This is a genomic window from Treponema sp. OMZ 798, assembly GCF_024181385.1.
In the GTDB taxonomy this organism is placed as follows: domain Bacteria; phylum Spirochaetota; class Spirochaetia; order Treponematales; family Treponemataceae; genus Treponema_B.
The window spans coordinates 625,483-642,899 of the sequence record NZ_CP051305.1 but is presented as its reverse complement, the minus strand read 5'-3'; the positions used below and the strand labels follow the sequence as shown (position 1 = coordinate 642,899).

The window sequence follows — 17,417 nt, the reverse complement described above, 5'->3', positions numbered from 1 at the left end:
CTTAACTCCTTATATTCCTCTTGCGCTAAGATTCCAGAATCCGAGCTCGTTTGTAGCACCGGTAATAACCTGAATTTCAGCTTCGATTGTTCCGTCGGCATGTAAACTTCCGTCCCAAGCACCGGCAATAACGTTTGCCTGCTTTACATCTCCGATGATGGTCTTCATCGGGGGAAGTTTTACAACAGCGTTTGCGTTTCCGTTAGAAACTACTGCATTTCCTAAGGGGTTTGAGTCAGCAAGAGACTGACTTGCACCGTCTTGACCGGCATATTCGTCGGTTACGAGAACGGTCTTGATACCCTTTTCTTCGATCTTGCGGCAGTTCATGATCAAGTCGGCATCGGGGTTTCCGAAACCTTCTTCAGAAACGATAACTGCATCGCAGCCGAGCATTTCGGCCAATTTTGCTGAAAGGTTAGAAGATCTTTCCTTGTCTGCAAGAGTAACGTTTTCGTTTGTAACGATTACACCCATGAAGTTGATGTCTTTTCCGTGTCTCTTATAGAGTTCATGGATAATGGGGCTGTTCTGGTGAACATAGGTCGGGTTTTTATCGCAGGCAGAAACGCAGTTACCGCTTACGATTGCACCGTCCATAACTTCTGTGGGGTACATGATTGTGGGAAGAATCTGCTTTACGTCGATACCGTAGTAGTAGGTGTCGTGTAAAAGACCCTGGCTCTGGAGCATGTAAACATATCCGACCTTGGGAAGGTTGGGATATTGCTTAGCCTGCTCTACGAAGGGAAGTGTTTCGTAGGTTTCTACAGAAGCGGGTTTTACGTTTTTAGCAGCTTCTCCGAGATATCGGGCTGTCTTTAAGCCCATAAGGCGTAAGGCCTTTTCTTTGATAGCACGGGTAACATCGTCCTGGATCTTGCAATCAACAACGAGGTTAACGGTCTTTGAGAAGGGTGTATATTCGGCACCCGGGCCGCTCATGTCGATGATACCTTCCTGGAAACCTACAACGGTTCCGGTTGTAACTACAGCAGCACCCTTCAATACGTGGGTTTTACCTGCTCCAACAACAGCCTCTTCGCCGGTAAAGAAACCGGGGAAGCAAACTCCGCTGCCTTCTACCTTACATCGGGGTTCAAGAACATCTTTTACAGGGATAATTCGGGTGTTATCGCCGGGCTTTGCAATGTGCAATTCAACACCGGTTACAAGCGGATCTTCCTTGATAAGAGCCTCAAGTTCAGCTTTGTTTACTTCAAGGCATGTTCCATTAACAGCTGTTTTGTTTCCAAATTTCATGTCGTTAATGGGTATAATACCTAATTCAAGTTTCACTTTTGACCTCCTATTATTTTTAGTCAATAGATTGATTACTTTGGCTTCCATTATAACAGGAATTAAGTATATAGTCAATTCTAAAACTTAAATTATAAGGATAAAAATAACTAATTTTTTATCGTTTGGAGTAAACGCAGCCGCAGTAGTCCTGCCTGTAAAGGCCGTATTTTTTACTTAAATTTATGGAATCAAGGTAGCCGTTGCGTTTTTTAAAATCACAGGGAAGCCATTTACAGTTTTCGGTTTCGAGGGAAAGACCTATAGAGTTAAGTTTTTCCGCATTTTTTAGAGGACTTACGGAAAGGGTTGTGGAAAAAAAATCAAAACCTTCTTTTTTAGCCCTTTCGGCAGTTTTTTTCAGCCTTAAAAGGTAGCAGCGCATACATCTTTCACCCCCTTCAGGACAGTCTTCCAAACCCTGGGAAATTTCACGGAATTCTTGCGGGTCATAGGCCTCTTTTATTATTTCTATCCTGTGAGATGAGAGCTTTTCTTCATTATATATGGAAATAAGATGCCTTTGCTCTTGGGCTCTTTTTTCATATTCTTCAGAAGTATCGATATTACTATTATAGTAGAAAATAGTCAGTTTAAAAAAAGGAGCAAGCTTTAAGATAACGGAAGAACTGCAAGGTGCACAACAGGAGTGAAGCAGGAGAGTTTTATCGGTTGAACCTAAATTTTTTATCGTATCCTGCATCAGCCTGTCATAGTTTATTTTTTGAGCTGTCATTGCGGAATAAGGGTTTTAACTTTTTTAGAAATTTTATCTACATAGCCGGGAAGATCTTTGATTTCCGTTCTGGGAAACCTAAAGCCTATGGCACCGGGATGGCCTCCGCCGTCCGTAATATTAAATTCATCTAAAATAGGCCTTACATCAATTCCCTTTACATCTCCGGAAGCTCTTATTCTAAATTGAATTTTATCCGACACTTCAGCCGGGTCAAAGTATGCCGATATACCGACTCCATGAGCCTTCTCTGCTATATCATCTGTAGCCCTCTTTATGACACCCAAAAATTGATTATAATCAATTCCTGAACTTAAGGCTTCAGACTGTTTTTCGTCCAATATTATCGTTCCTATACGCCCGTCATATAAAGCATTCTTCATTATCTCATTGTAAAGTTTGGCATCTTCGTCTGAAAGCTTTTCTATGAGCTCCAATATTTCTTTAACAGAGCTTATATTTCCTGAGCCCTTATTAAATTGCTCACTGAGAATGCCGTTAAATTTCTTTAAAAAGTAATCATAAAAAACCTTATCACGCTTCTTAAAAAGATAGTTCCCCATCTTTGCATCCCCTATCATGCCGGTAAGCATGGCAAGAACTATATTACGGGAATACAGATCGTTTATACCGTATTTTTTAAGAATGTCGGGCTTATGTTCCAGTTTTAAACACATTTGACCTATGATTTCGCATGTGCTTGAAGCCCTCATAGTCAGCCGGTAATCCTCATCTCCCGAATAGCCGGCATCTGCAGTAAAATGATGATCTATCTCAACCTTAGGAACTGCAGCGTCCTTTAAAAAAAATTTAATATCGTCATTTGAAGCTATCATATCAGGCTTAGGAGTATCCAAAATAACGACAACGTCAGGATTTATGACCTCAGTCACATCTTTAACAAACAACGAAATAGAATTGTATCTGCAAATGTCCGCAAAAAAAGAAAGATTGTCGGGTACATGATCTTCCAAAAACACATTTACCGTCTTTCCGAATTTACGCAACAACAAGCCGAAGGCCACAACCGAGGATATACAATCCTCATCAGCGTGCTCATGCCCTAAAAGCAAAAATGATGATTTGGTATATATAAGCTCAAAAACCCTTTCCATTACCGCATTTTTTCCAGCAATACTGATAGGTTTTATCTTTTTAACTTCACAATTATTACAACTCATTGCATTATAGTATAACACATTATACCAAAATATCAAGATTCTTTTTCCTTTTTTTGCAAATATATCCAATTTTTTATAAAAATTCTTACATTATCACGGAATATTATTAAAAAAATAAAAATTTGCTTGTAAAATATGTATTTTTACAGTACTTTATATGTATGGAACTAAAAAAACAAACCCAAAAGGGGACTATTATATCTGAAAAATTTATAGAACCGGAAAATTATAGAGTTATTCTTCTTAACGATGACTTTACCCCAATGGATTTTGTTGTGGCCGTCCTTATTTCTATATTTAACAAGTCGCCGGAAGAGGCCGAATCTTTGATGTTTAAGGTTCACAAAACGGGACAAGCCTCTGTTGGTATCTATGTATATGACATAGCAACAACAAAGTGCTTTCAAGTATTAACGGCAGCAAAGAATAATAATTTTCCGCTGCAATGCAAGGTTGAAAAAGTATGAATTTTACGGTAAGTATAACTGTCAGACGCATTTTTCAAGATGCGGTAGAGGATGCAAAAAAAAGAAATCATGAATTTGTTACTCCGGAGCACTTGTTGTGGGCTATTATGTTTAATCCTAAGGCCTTAGAACTTTTTACCCTTTCAGGTTCGGATTTGGGCTATATCCACGATAACCTAAACACCTATCTTGAAAACAAGATTCCGATAAGAACACAAAATAATCAGACAGAACCGATTCAGACAGTAGGATTGCAAAATGTTTTTGAAAGGGCCATTTTAAACTGCAATGCTGCCGAAAAACCCGTTATAGGCATTAACGACATAATAGTGAGCCTTATGGATGAAGAAAAAAATCATTGTTCTTTTTTTATGAAGCAAAGCGGCATAGACAGGCTGAGACTCCTCCAGCTGGTAAGCAGCCCCGACTTCTATGATGACGGCAAAACCAAAAGTGCCTATGAGCAAACCGAAAATATCCAAGAAGATCCGGACTTAAAAGAAGGTGCGGCCCCTCATAATGTTGAAGAAAAAAGCTCACCCGAACACGACAAAAACAAGGCACAAAAAACTTATCTTGAACGGTTTACGGTAAATTTAACCGAAAAAGCCCGCAAGGGCCGCCTTTCTCCCATCATCGGAAGGGAAGAAGAAATAGAAAGAACCGTTCAAATTTTATGCCGCAAACAAAAAAACAATCCCCTCCATGTAGGCGGAGCAGGGGTCGGAAAAACGGCTATAACCGAAGGGCTTGCCCAAAGAATTACGGAAAACAAGGTTCCGAGCTTTTTAAAAAACGCAAATATCTACAGCTTAAGCCTATCGGATCTCTTGGCCGGAGCAAAATTCAGGGGCGACTTTGAAGAGCGGCTTAAACGGATCATATCCGAGATTTCAAGAGAAAAAAATGCTATTCTTTTTATAGATGAAATTCATACTGTAGTAAATGCAAACTCAGGCGGAGGCGGAATTGAAGCCCCTGACCTTTTAAAACCGATTTTATCGAATGGAAGAGTGCGCTGCATCGGGGCTACAACCTTTGAAGAATACAATAAGCATTTTACAAAGGATGCTGCTCTTGCAAGGCGTTTTCAAAAAATAGACATTGAAGAACCAAGCGAAGAAGAAACGGTTAAGATACTAAAGGGCCTTAAAGAAAGCTACGAGAAGTTTCATAATGTGCATTACAGCGATGAGGTTTTGGAATCGGCAGTTCATCTTTCGGCCCTTCATATAAGAGACAGATTTTTACCCGACAAGGCTATAGACCTTATAGACGAGGCCGGAGCTCTTATTAAGATAAGAGCCGATAAAGAAAGAAACGAAAATGAGGCCGATAAAAACAGCCTTGCCGAAGAAGCTCTGCCTGAGGTAAGCCTTTCGGACATAGACAAGATTGTCGCAAAAGCTGCAAGGATACCGGAGCAGAAGGTTTCCGTAAACGAGACGGAAAAGCTCAGGCACTTTGAAGAAATTCTTTCAAAGAAGATTTTCGGTCAGGGCCCGGCTATTGAAGGCGTTACCAAGGCTGTAAAGCGCTCCCGTGCAGGCTTCCGCTCCAAGGATAAACCTGTTGCAAACTTTTTGTTTGTCGGCCCAACGGGTGTCGGTAAGACGGAACTTGCTAAGACCCTCGCCGAAGAGTTGGGTATTCCCCTTCTCCGCTTCGATATGAGCGAATATCAGGAGAAGCACACGGTAAGCCGCCTCATAGGCTCTCCCCCCGGTTATGTAGGTTTTGAAGAAGGAGGACTCTTAACCTCTGCCGTGCAAAAAAGCCCTAATGCGGTTCTTCTATTGGACGAGATAGAAAAGGCTCACCACGACATCTATAACATTCTATTACAGATTATGGATTATGCAACCCTCACGGATAATCAGGGAAGGAAGGCAGCCTTTAACAATATAATTCTTATTATGACAAGCAATGCAGGCTCTTCAAATATAGGAAAACCCTTGATAGGCTTCGGAGGAGAGCGCATTTCGGAATCGGCCGTGGATGAGGCTGTTGAAAAGACCTTTACCCCCGAATTCAGAAACAGACTTGATGCAATCATAAAATTCGGACCTCTTACAATGCAGGTTATGAGCCTCATCATCAAAAAAGAAGTTGAAAAAATATGTACTCAACTGGCCGAAAAAGAGATCACACTTGAGCTTGAAGAAGATGTTATTCCTCTTTTAGCCGAAAAAGGCTATTCGGAAGAATTCGGAGCCCGCAATGCGGCCCGCCTTGTCGAAGACGAATTTGTAACGCCCTTAACCGACATGATTCTTTTCGGAGAAACAAAAAAGGGAAGCTCCGTAAAATGCCGTATCGGGGATAAGACTAAAAAGCCCTATTTGGTTTTGAGCGTAAAATAAAGGGCTTAATACTTAAAAACAATGTTGACGGGTTTTTCTTCATTATCGCTTTTAAGTTCCGGTGAAAAAAATATACTCTTAAAAAGAAGTCAAAAGGATTTTCCTTGGCTTGAAAGCGATGATTTTTTTGATTTTAACAAGGCCTTCGGTGAAGAAGATTATATTCAAAAATCCCAAGATGATGAGATTATATCGGGAGGGAACCTTTCACCCGGCATGATTCTTTCGGCCTATAGACATTCTTTTTTTCCTTGGTTTTCGGAAGAAGACCCTATAATTTGGTTTTCCCCTTCCTTGCGCTTTGTTATAAACAAAGATTCCTTTCATATTCCGTCCCGATTAAAAAGAGAAATAAAAAAAGCCGATTTTAGGATAACGCAAAATACGGCCTTTGATGAAGTTATAGAAAACTGCGCCCTAATAAAAAGAGAGGGACAAAAAGGAACTTGGATCACAGATGACATGCTTCAAGCTTACAGGCTCCTTCATAAATTAGGCTTTGCCCACTCAGTTGAAGCTTGGCAAGGCAGCGAATTGGCAGGCGGCTTTTACGGGCTTTACATAAACGAGGTCTTTATAGGCGAGTCCATGTTCAGCAAGGTAAGCGGAGCTTCCAAAACCGCCTTTGCCCTCTTTTCCCAAGACTTTTTTAAAAACAAAAAAGGCCTTTTAATCGATGCCCAAATCCCTTCCGAAAACATAAGGCGCTTCGGCGGCTTTAAAATACCGAGAAATCGGTATCTTGGAATTTTGGACTCCTAATCTTATATTACAAATATACTTGCAAGTATACTTGACGGTTAAATAAAAAAGCTTTATAATTGACATAATAGGAGGTATGACGGATGCCGCAGATATCCTTATATGTAAAAGAAAGTCATTTTGAAAAAATTGAAAAAGCCGCCAAAAATGCAAACAAATCTATTTCAAGCTGGGTGCTGGAAAAAATTCTTCCTCAAATTGAGCCTTCCTACTCCAAAGAATTTATAGATCTTTTCGGCTCGATAGATGATAAAACCTTTAAAAGACCGGAACAGCCGAAATGGGAAGATGACAGCCTTAGGGAGTTCTTATAATGTATTATTTGGACACAAATATCTGTATTTATTTTTTAAACGGAAAATATCAATCCATCAAAAATAAAATTTTGTCTATTCCTCCTTCCAAGATAAGGCTTCCGGCAATTGTAAAGGCTGAACTTTTATTGGGTGCATATAAGAGCATCAAAAAGAAAGAGAATCTGAAAAGGCTTGAAGTATTTTTTAAAGAATTTGAAGCTGAGCCTTTTTCGGATGAAGCGGCATACACCTATGCAGACATCCGTTCAAAGCCGGAAAAAAACGGTATCATTATCGGGCCCAACGATTTACTTATAGCGTCAATAGTCTTATACAATAACGGAATATTGGTAACGAATAATACAAAAGAATTTAAAAGAATAAAAGCTCTTAAACTCGAAAACTGGATTGACGAATCCGGTATCAAAGGTTAAAATGCTTTTATGCAAATTCAAAAAAGAACAGAAGACCGTAATTTATTTTTAATTTATTTCGGTACAATCACTTCGCTGATAGGAGATGAGATAGGAAGCGTAGCCCTTTCTATCTGGGTTGCTCTTCAAACCGATAATCCTGTAAATTTCGCCCTTGTTTATTCTGCAGCCAAATTTTCAAGAATTGTTTTTTCGCTCTTTTCGGGTTCAATTGTAGACAGCTTTAACAAAAAAAAGCTTTTATACTTAAGCGACTCGGCTCAATTTGTTTTAAATATTTTTATTCTATTTTTGATTGCGGTAAATTTAGATTTTAACTTAAAGGTATTTTTATTTTGCCTTATAAGTGTTTCGCAAGGCTTTTGTCTAGCAATCTTTAAACCGGCAAGCAGGGCAATTTTACCCGAACTAATAAATAAAGAAAATTTAAAAAAGGCTAATTCGGTTTTGGAAATGAGCAGAAGCTTAATTTCGATGCTTGCCCTTATCTTTGCGGCAGGGCTTGTGATGCTTCTAGGCTGCGAGCTCTGTATTTTGATCAATGCTCTAAGTTTTTTTATATCGGCCCTATCCGAGATTTTTATCCGCTATGATTTTAAAAAGAAAGATGAACAAAAGAAAACCGATTCAAAGTTAAAAAAAATCTTCGACGGGTACCGCTATGTTTTAGGCGAAAAAGAACTTTTAAGTCTAGCCTTGCTGGCTTCATGTTTAAACTTTTTTTGTACACCTATTTTTTCGAATATACTTACCTATCAGTTTAAGACGGTTTTTACTCTTAATTGGCAGACAGGTTTTGCTTTTATAAATAATTTTTTAAAAGACGAAAAATCTTTTTTAACCCTTTTTTCTTCAATTTGTTTTTTCGGCATAGGAATAGGGAATATACTAGGCAGTCTTGCTTCCCAAAAAGTTTCAGGTAAAAATGTAAAATTATTTACTTTGATTTTGCAGTCTCTTTCTTTTTTGATCTTAGGTTTTTATTTTTATTTTTTAAGAGAAAACAACTTTTTATTTAATGTAATTTTACTTGGCAGTATTGTAAGCTTATCCGCCCTATCGGCGGGTTTTAGTATGGGACTCTTTAATGTCCATACAACAAGCCTTTACCAAAAAAAAGTAGATCCCGAATTTTCAGGAAGATTTTTTGCCTTTAATACCGTGCTGATTCAAATATCCTCACCGATAGGCATGCTTATCGGAAGCAGCATAGCCGCAACAGGAATTTTCTATCCGGTCTTTCTTTTTGCAGGATGCTTTTTATGTCTCCTAGCCTTTTTTAATATGACAAGACTTAAATAAAAAATTAGGAGAAAGACAAAATACTATCCAATATGGAATAATTAAAGTCTTGTCCTTCTCCTAATATAAACTTCAAAATAAAGAAATCTAATTTTAATTCTTTTTATCTAATACCTTCTTTTTAAAGGTTCTAAATTCAAAGAACAGAAAAACAATTGCACAGGTATTTAAAACGGTCAAAATTATTGGGAGCTTACTCGGTCTTTTGGTTTTGATTCGTTTCGGTTTTGCTGCAGAAGCTTCGGAAGATTCGACTTCTTTTGAAGTTCCTTCTTCTGACATTTCTTCTTCGCTTGCCTCCCAATAGGCAACATGGCCTGCCCCATCCGAAGCCTCTGCCGACATTACTTTAAGAGAGGGATCAAAGCGGTAAAATCCCTTATCATCTACCACACCTTCTTGAATTACATCAAAGCCTCCGTCTGAATAAAGGATAACCTTGGTGCCGGGGGTAAAGCCTCCGCCGTCATACTGCACCTGAAAAACTCCGGGCTCTACTAGTTCCAAAAACATTGCATGAGAAAAAGCTGCAAAGCTTACAACAAATAAAAACAATAATGTAAAAGCATATTTTTTCATAATTTACCTTCTATATAAAAATCAAATTAATTAAGATTTTTTTTATAAATTCCTTTTAAACCAGTCGGGTCTCGCCTTCATCATGAGCTTGACTGCAAAGCCGGTAATTACAGCTTCAACCGCCATGACGACTGAGTGAGAAACAAAGAGGGCTATAAAGGTCTCCTTTGCAAAACTTCCACCCGTCATAAGAAGAACCGACAAAACCAAAACTACAAAGATTACGGAAAGAGCCCCGATAACCGTTCCCTTTAAAAGCACATTATCGCTCTTCCAATTATAAAAAATAATTGCCGATAATATTGAAGAAACGGAAAGCATCAGGGTGTTGGCTCCGAGGGTTGTAATCCCGCCGTGCTGGAACAAGAGAGCTTGCAGCAGCAGGGCAGGAAAAAACGCAAGGGGCGCCTTACGCCCGACAATAATTCCTATCAGACCGCACATGAGCGGATGAACCGAGCTCGGCGGGATCGGAATCATAATTAACGAAATAGCAAAAAAAGTTCCCGCCATAAGACTTATCTTCGGGATATCCTCTTCTTTTGTTCCCTTGACGGCAAACGCAATTCCTACAGCACCGGCCGCATAACCCACGGCACAAACCGCCGTCGATAATCCTCCATCGGATATATGCATAACTCCTCCTAAAACTCGGCAGATAAACAGTGAGGCACGATTTGTGCCGAGCTGTTTATCAAACCTCCTATACCCTATAACAATAGATGTAAGGCATCTTCAACAGAACGCGGGGCCGGATTTTTATGGCCGAAAAGCCTTGCAAGTTTAGGCATAACTATGCCGGCCCTTTGAAGCACCTCTGCATTATTAAAAACGCTCACGGCCTCCCCTCCAGCAACCAGCTCTCCCTCGTTCATCACATAAACATTATCGGCCCACTCATAACAAAAATCCTGATCATGGGTCGAAAAAATAATCGTCTTTCCTTCCTTGGAGAAATCATCCAAGATAGCTTTAAAGGCAGATTTTACCTTGCTGTCAAGCCCCGAAAAGGGTTCATCGCATACGATGATTTCAGGCTCCATAACAAGGACGCCTGCTATGGCACAAATCTTCTTTTGCCCCAAGCTAAGCTGATAGGGCGAATAATCCTTTAAGTACTCGATATTAAGCTTTTTTAAGATACGGTTTACGGCTGCTTCTATTTCTTCCCTATCCATACCTAAGTTCTTTAGACCGAAACCTATGTCCTCGTAGACGCTTGTCAAAAAAAGCTGATGATCGGGATAATCGAACAAGAAGCCCGATTTTTTTCTTATCGAATTTAAACTCTTTTTGGAAACATCCTCTCCCAAGATGCTCACCCTTCCCGTTTGAGGCAAAATTGTTCCGTTAAGATGATAAAGAAGGGTTGACTTACCGGAACCGTTTAGACCGACTACGGCGGTCTTTTTTCCTTTTTCAAAATGAGCATTTATACTGTGTATTGCATTCCTTCCGTCGGGATAGGTGTAGGATAAATTTTCGATTAAAACAGCCATGGGATCTCCATAAATCTTTCTATTATTGTAAGACTCGCAAAGAGCAAAACAAAGAAGACAAGAAGGCCTATATAAAGGGGCGAGGCAATTTTTTCGGGCTTAAATTTTGTTTCGGAGGTAAAGCCCCGAGCTCTCATAGCATTATAAACCTTGTCGCCGTGATCCGCCGCCTTCAAAAAAAAGCCGCCTATCATTTCGCCGTAGGTTGAAACCTTTGAAAAGGTACGGGCATTGTCAAAACAGCGGGCATTCATCGCCTTTGCGGTCTTGTCTATATCTGTCCTTACCATAAAGAAATATCTAAAGGTAAGGGAAATAATTTGATTTAAGAAATTGGGAAGGCCGAGCTTCATCACGCCTTCGACCAAATAAAGATAAGAGTATTTTGAAGAAATAAAGGAAATAGTCATCATCGCACACATGAGGCGGAGTATGAGCTTTGCAGAAAAATATCTTTGCTCTATCGGCACATTGTAAAAACCGCGGATAAAAAAGGGAAGGAGCACCATTATCACAAAGGGCAGCACACCCAAAACCGATTTTAAGTTTTTAATCCTTTCAGGCGAAAAAATCAAGATCATGGAAATAACTATAAAAACCCAGAGTATTAAAACTTCTATATGCTTAACGCTCGAAAGATAAAACAAAAAAAAGAAAAGAATGTATAAAGTTATGTGAGGCGCCTTTTTTAACCCATCCATGATTTTAAAGTCCTTGTAAGAAACTCTTTACTTTATAGCACTTTTGTAGGAGAAAGACAAGGGGTTCGGTTAAAATCGGACATCCGTGTCCGATTTTAAGCTTAGAGTTTTGCTTGACAGCAAAACTCTCTAAAGCATGGAACCACCGCCGTCCGTGGCAGTTATTGAATCGGACATCCTTGTACATTTTTACTTATGTCTCAATTGAAAATTTTCATACTCTGTGCTATTATATAGCTATGAAAAGTTTAACCCCCTCATTAAAACAGCTTTTAAAAGCTCTTATTTTTGTTTTGTCGGTATCGGTTTTTGTTGCCGGTTGTAAAAAAAGTGAACAAACCTTGCAAAATGCAATGGATGATATTGAAAGTGTAAGCTACGGAGCCTTAAAGCGGCTTGAGCCTATTAATGTGATTTTTAAGGAAGAAATAAAGTATCCTGAGAACCTCGAAAAGGCCTGCGTTTTTAATCCCAAGCCCTCAGGCGAATGGAAGATAATCGGTAAAAATCAAATAAGCTTTATCCCCTCATCGGCCTATAATTTTAAGACTGACCTAAACTTAGATTTGGATGTAAGCCTCCTCCTCGAAAACACCGAAAAGAAAAAGACTGTAAGCCTTACCTTCAGTATAGCCCGGCCGGAATTTATTCTTTTATCGGGGGAACTCATTCCTGACGAAAAAAGGGAGAATATTTTTAGATTTGAGGGTATAGGCGAAACGGATATCCCTGAAAGCATCACTTCAATAGAGAAGATGCTTACGGCCGAGTTAAAATTAGGAAATACAAAGTCAAACCCGGCCGTAAAGGTAAGTCAAGGCCCAAATTCCAATCAATATAAGATCATCATAAAAGAAATAAGCAGAAAAAAAGAAGTGCAGCATTTAAATATCTCATGGGATCTGGCAGCCCTCGGAGGAGCCGGAGGAGACTCCAGGGGTTTTACTGTTGCTGCCCAGTCTGTTTTTCAGGTAACTTCGTTTTATCAAGAAACCGGAAGCGAAATAAGCGTAAACTTTTCGGATGCTCTCGACCCGTCACAAGATTTAAGGGGTTTTATAAGAATTGCTTCTTCTCCCGAAATTCCTTTTAGATACAGCATCGACGGATACAAGCTTAAAATATTTTCACAAAGCGGAATATTCCCCGACGATACAAAGATATCGATTCTTCCCGGAATAAAAAACTCAAGAGGAAAAAAGCTTGAGTCGGAAGCGGATTTTGCAATAACTGTTGCCTGGGAAAAGCCTATCATACGCTTTACAAAGGCAGGAAACATAACTCCGGCAAAGGAAATGTCTGTCCTTGTTTCTACAAAGAATATAAGCGGTCTCATGCTCGAAGCCTTTCAAATCTACGATAAGAACATGGCTCAGTTCTTTCAAATAAATAGCATAGACGGAAGTGATGAACTAAACCGCGTTGGAGAGCCTGTTTGGAGACAAAGCTTTGACTTTGAATGGACGAGCTCAATGAAAAATAAAACAGTTCAGCACTCCCTGGATATAAGCAAACTGGTAAAACAATTCCCCGGCGGAATGTTCGAGCTTCGTGCGAGCTTTACAAAAAAACACAGCATGTACCAATCTCCTTCAAAGAATAACGAGTTTGCACACCTTCCATTCCCCAAGGACATAAGCGAACTTGAAAACTTTAAAAACATTGAAACAGATTATTGGAACACTTCGGAGATAGAAGACGAGGATAGATACAACTTTTGGCAGCAGAGAGAAAACCCGAATCATCCGGCCTTCTACCTCCCTTCTTACAGTAAATATTGTATGGCGATAAAAAAGGTCTTGGTTTCTAACATAGGCCTATCTGCAAAAAAAGACAGAGACGGTAAACTCTATATAAGCGCCGCCGACTTATTGACGGCAGAACCCATGAGCGGAGTCAAGATAAGCTTATTCAACTTTGCTCAAAAAGAATTGGAGTCCGGAAAAACCGACAGCGACGGACTTTTGATGCTCAAAAACGAAAACCAAGCATTCCTTATCAAAGCCGAAAAAAATGGAGATGTCAACTGGCTTCCCCTTAATTCCGATATACTTTCTACAAGTCACTTTCAGGTAGAAGGCGAATCTTCAAAAAAAGGAGTCAAGGGCTATATTTACGGGGAGCGCGGAGTTTGGCGGCCGGGCGACGATATTCATCTGGTATTTATTTTACAGGATTTGGAAAAGAACCTCCCCAAAGATTATCCCGTTAAATTCTACCTTGAAGACCCCTTAGGAAAAAAAACGGAGTCCAAGGTCTTTACCTCTTCGGTGGACGGTTTTTACAGAATAGATACTAAAACTAATCCTCAAGACAAGACCGGCACTTGGTATGCCAGGGTTACCGCCGGAGGAAAAACTTGGTCTAAGAGCATAAAGGTTGAAGCCATTGTGCCCAACCGTCTTTTTGTAAATCTTAATCCAAAAGCAAAATATTTTTCGGAAGGATACAATCCGGCAGTAATCGGAGGCGAATGGCTCCACGGAGCTAAGGCTTCAGGCTTAAAGGCCGAGATTTCCGCCCGCTATGTCTTAAACAGAAATCCATTTGAAAATTATAAAAACTATAATTTTATAAATCCCGAACTTAGAGTACAACAAGATCTAAATAAAATTTGGGAAGGAAATTTAGATGATTCGGGAAAGGCCGATATAAATCTTTATCTTTCATCGGAAGCTAAATCTCCCGGAAAATTAAAGGCTGTTTTTGAAACAAGGATATACGAACCTTCCGGTGCCTTCTCTATGGAAAACAAGGTATTCGATTATTCTCCTTATTCACGTTATGTAGGAATGCAGATTCCTAAAAGCGATGACGAATACCGCGAGATGCTTTATACCGGAAAAGACCAAAGTTTAAATTTTGTGGTCTTGGATCCTGAAGGAAATCCTGTAAAAGAAGGAGCAGCTTTAAAGGTCAGCCTCTATAAACTCGAATGGTATTGGTGGTGGGAAAAAGATGAAGAAGCCGCCAACTACACAAACTCAAGGCATACCCGTCATGTAAGGGACTGGAGCATATCGGCAAAGGACGGAAAGGCAAAGCTGAACATAAAGGTAGATAACGGAAGCTGGGGCCGATATTTGATTATGGTTTCGGATCCGAACGGCGGACACAGCTCTGCTCAGGTTGTATACTTCGACTGGGAGGGCTGGGCAAGCAGAAGAACAACTGATGAGTCAAGCGATTCAATCATAATGCTCACAACCGACAAAGCAAAATACTATGCAGACGAAACGGCCGAAATTACCTTCCCAGGTTATGAGGGAGCAAAAGCCCTCATCACGGTCGAAAAAAACGGCAAGGTTCTAAAACAAGAATGGGTAAAATCCAAGGGGAAGATTTTTTCGTACAAAATAAAACTAGATCCTTCAATGGCGCCGAATATCTATGCTCATGTAAGTTTAATACAGGAGCACAGCCAGACAAAAAACAGCCTCCCCATAAGAATGTACGGTATAACTCCCGTAATGATCGAAAACAAATTATCCCGCCTAAGTCCCGTCATAAATACGGAACAAAGCTTTGAGCCTAACAGCAAGGTTTCGTTTACGGTAAGCGAAGAAAAGGGCAGACCCATGACCTTTACTGTTGCCGTTGTAGATGAGGGCTTACTGGGACTTACAGCCTTTTATACGGGCAACCCTTGGGACAGCTTTTATAAAAAAGAATCTTCACAAATTGCCTCTTGGGATATTTACAAGTACGTAATCGGAGCGTATAGCGGAAAGATAGAGTCTATTCTCTCGGTAGGAGGAGGAGGCTTTATAGATAATAAAACCTCAAAGAATGCTGAACGCTTTAAACCGATAGTTTACTTTTTCGGCCCCTTTGAAATCAAGGCAAAGGAAAAGAAAACAATCGAATTCGATCTTCCTCAATACATCGGAGCCTTGCGCATCATGGCAGTTGCAGGCAAGGACGGAGCCTACGGTATAAAGGAAGAAACCGTAAAGGTAAAAAGCGATCTTATCGTAATGCCGACCCTTCCCCGCACCATGGGCATAGGAGAAACAATAGAGGTTCCCGTAACGGTTTTTAACGGAACCTCTTCCGAAAAAAAAGCAAGGGTAGTTTTAAAGAGCGAGGGAGCCGTAAACTCAAACGAAACAAAAGAAGTCAGCATCCCTGCAAATTCCGACTCTTCCGTTTTCTTTACGGTAAAAACGGATAAGGGCGGCATTGCAAAATTTACGGCGGAAGCTTCAGCCTCAGGCATTTCAAAAATGGCAAAGGCCGTAACCGAAATCGATGTACTTTCCAGAGGAACACCCTACTCTACGGTTGAGCTCATAAATATCGAAGCCGGAAAAACCTTTGCAAAAACTCTTCCGCTAAAGGGCGAAAACGGAACAAAGAGTTTAAACATAGAAGTATCTCAAATGCCGGCCCTCGGACTTGAAAACCGATTGGCCTATCTTTTGGGCTATCCTTACGGCTGCATAGAGCAGATCACTTCCAAGGCCTTCCCGCAATTATATCTAAACACCATAACGGCCTTAGACCAAACCGAAATCGACAGGGCTAAGAGCAATGTAAACTCGGTTCTGGACCGCTACATAAACTATCAGTTAAGGTCGGGAGGATTCAGCTATTGGCCTGACGGAGGATATGAAAGTGCGTGGGCTACAAACTATGCAGGACACTTTATGGTAGAAGCCAAAAAGGCAGGTTATGAAGTAAACGACAGTATCTACCAAAGTTGGCTTTCCCATCAAACCGAAACGGCAAAGAATTGGGCAGGCACCTTCGCAGACAGCATGGAAGCTCAAGCCTACCGCCTCTACACCCTCGCCCTCGCAGGCAAAGCCGAAATAGGAGCGATGAACCGCTTAAAAAATATGGAGCAAAGCCTTAACTCTGTATCAAGGGCCTTCCTTGCAAACGCTTACAGTCTTGCAGGCCACAACAGTACAGCCAAGACCATGCTCGAAAAACTCTACGAGCCGACAAGTGTTTACAGAAGCACAGGCGGAAACTTTTCGTCGAACATCAGAGACCTCGCCTTAATATTAAATGCCTACACCATGGCCGGAGAAAATGCAAAGACGACAAACCTTATTTCGAAGCTTGCAAAAATTTCTTCAAGCAATGAATGGCTTTCGACACAGGAAACGGCTTGGATTCTTTTAGCCCTCGCTCCTCACTATGCCTTTGATAAGAATAAGAGTGTAAGCTACGAAATTGTAACCGAAGCAAACGTCATCAAAGATAAATTGAACAATGCCTCAAAGCTTCATAAGATTCCTGTAAATACCGAAGCGGAAAAAAAGATAGAAATTAAAAATACCGGAAATACGCCAATCTTTGCCGCAATCAACACGGCAGGCAAACTCAATCCGGGAACTGAAACACGCATTGAAGAAAACCTAAGACTTAACCTTGTCTATAGAAATGAAGACGGGCAGGAAGTTTCTCCTGAAGCTCTTAAAAAAGGACAGAGATTTAAGATGAGCGTAAGAGTTCACAATAAGACTCAAGGAGCTCTTGAAAACCTTACCCTTTCAATCCCCATCCCGACAGGCTGGGAGATTACAAACACAAGGCTGGGAGGCGATGACGATACGGATTCGGAAGACAAACGTAACGCAAGACAATTATACGACTTCCAAGATTTAAAAGACACCCATATTTACACACACTTTGCCTTGGAGGGCTACGGCACAAAGGACTTTGAGTTTACGGGAACCGTAACATATGGAGGAGAATACTATATACCGGCAATCTTTGTCGAAGCAATGTACGATTACGCATATAGGGCAATCCTCCCCGGCACAAGGATCAAGGCTTTTGAGTAA

14 protein-coding genes are annotated in these 17,417 nt (G+C 40.4%); 7 read left to right on the top strand and 7 right to left on the bottom strand.

Annotation, left to right across the window (positions count from 1 at the left end):
• Positions 1-9 precede the first annotated feature (9 nt).
• The 3 genes from E4O07_RS03050 to E4O07_RS03040 form a co-directional block, all read right to left on the bottom strand.
• Positions 10-1,299 (bottom strand): glycine/sarcosine/betaine reductase component B subunit, encoded by a 1,290-nt coding sequence (locus E4O07_RS03050; RefSeq protein ID WP_253687288.1) that lies wholly within the window; start codon positions 1,297-1,299, stop codon positions 10-12.
• Between the two features lie 118 nt (positions 1,300-1,417).
• Positions 1,418-2,035 (bottom strand): epoxyqueuosine reductase QueH, encoded by a 618-nt coding sequence (locus tag E4O07_RS03045; protein WP_253687286.1) that lies wholly within the window; start codon positions 2,033-2,035, stop codon positions 1,418-1,420.
• On the bottom strand, positions 2,032-3,216 hold the full coding sequence (locus tag E4O07_RS03040) for a DHH family phosphoesterase (protein WP_253687284.1): 1,185 nt from the start codon (positions 3,214-3,216) through the stop codon (positions 2,032-2,034). The genes E4O07_RS03045 and E4O07_RS03040 overlap by 4 nt, the downstream gene beginning before the upstream one ends.
• Before the next feature lie 161 nt (positions 3,217-3,377).
• On the opposite strand from E4O07_RS03040, the gene E4O07_RS03035 reads away from it, so the two are divergent.
• From E4O07_RS03035 to E4O07_RS03010, 6 genes are all read left to right on the top strand, one after another.
• On the top strand, positions 3,378-3,683 hold the full coding sequence (locus E4O07_RS03035) for an ATP-dependent Clp protease adaptor ClpS (RefSeq protein WP_253687282.1): 306 nt from the start codon (positions 3,378-3,380) through the stop codon (positions 3,681-3,683).
• The gene (gene clpA / locus E4O07_RS03030) at positions 3,680-6,046 is read left to right on the top strand and encodes an ATP-dependent Clp protease ATP-binding subunit ClpA (protein WP_253687281.1); all 2,367 of its coding nucleotides are present in this window, start codon (positions 3,680-3,682) and stop codon (positions 6,044-6,046) included. Before E4O07_RS03035 ends, clpA begins: the two co-directional genes overlap by 4 nt.
• 21 nt (positions 6,047-6,067) lie before the next feature.
• Positions 6,068-6,808: a leucyl/phenylalanyl-tRNA--protein transferase gene (aat, locus tag E4O07_RS03025; RefSeq protein WP_253687279.1), complete on the top strand. Its 741-nt coding sequence runs from the start codon at positions 6,068-6,070 to the stop codon at positions 6,806-6,808.
• 83 nt (positions 6,809-6,891) lie between these two features.
• Positions 6,892-7,122 carry a hypothetical protein gene (locus E4O07_RS03020; RefSeq protein WP_253687277.1) on the top strand — a complete coding sequence of 77 codons (231 nt, stop codon included), beginning with the start codon at positions 6,892-6,894 and terminating at the stop codon, positions 7,120-7,122.
• On the top strand, positions 7,122-7,538 hold the full coding sequence (locus E4O07_RS03015; protein WP_253687275.1) for a type II toxin-antitoxin system tRNA(fMet)-specific endonuclease VapC: 417 nt from the start codon (positions 7,122-7,124) through the stop codon (positions 7,536-7,538). Before E4O07_RS03020 ends, E4O07_RS03015 begins: the two co-directional genes overlap by 1 nt.
• Positions 7,539-7,547: 9 nt before the next feature.
• The gene (locus E4O07_RS03010) at positions 7,548-8,840 is read left to right on the top strand and encodes an MFS transporter (protein WP_253687273.1); all 1,293 of its coding nucleotides are present in this window, start codon (positions 7,548-7,550) and stop codon (positions 8,838-8,840) included.
• Between the two features lie 93 nt (positions 8,841-8,933).
• Here the strand turns inward: E4O07_RS03010 and E4O07_RS03005 are convergent, their stop codons facing one another.
• From E4O07_RS03005 to E4O07_RS02990, 4 genes are all read right to left on the bottom strand, one after another.
• Positions 8,934-9,419: a hypothetical protein gene (locus E4O07_RS03005; protein WP_253687271.1), complete on the bottom strand. Its 486-nt coding sequence runs from the start codon at positions 9,417-9,419 to the stop codon at positions 8,934-8,936.
• Between the two features lie 42 nt (positions 9,420-9,461).
• Positions 9,462-10,055: a CbiM family transporter gene (locus E4O07_RS03000; protein ID WP_253687269.1), complete on the bottom strand. Its 594-nt coding sequence runs from the start codon at positions 10,053-10,055 to the stop codon at positions 9,462-9,464.
• A gap of 74 nt (positions 10,056-10,129) precedes the next feature.
• A complete protein-coding gene (locus E4O07_RS02995; protein ID WP_253687267.1) occupies positions 10,130-10,918 on the bottom strand; it encodes an energy-coupling factor ABC transporter ATP-binding protein in 789 nt (262 codons plus the stop codon).
• Entirely contained in the window at positions 10,906-11,619 is a 714-nt protein-coding gene (locus tag E4O07_RS02990; protein ID WP_253687265.1) for an energy-coupling factor transporter transmembrane component T family protein, read from the bottom strand. Before E4O07_RS02990 ends, E4O07_RS02995 begins: the two co-directional genes overlap by 13 nt.
• 239 nt (positions 11,620-11,858) lie before the next feature.
• On the opposite strand from E4O07_RS02990, the gene E4O07_RS02985 reads away from it, so the two are divergent.
• Positions 11,859-17,417, top strand: coding sequence for an alpha-2-macroglobulin family protein (locus tag E4O07_RS02985; RefSeq protein ID WP_253687263.1), 5,559 nt, complete (start codon positions 11,859-11,861; stop codon positions 17,415-17,417).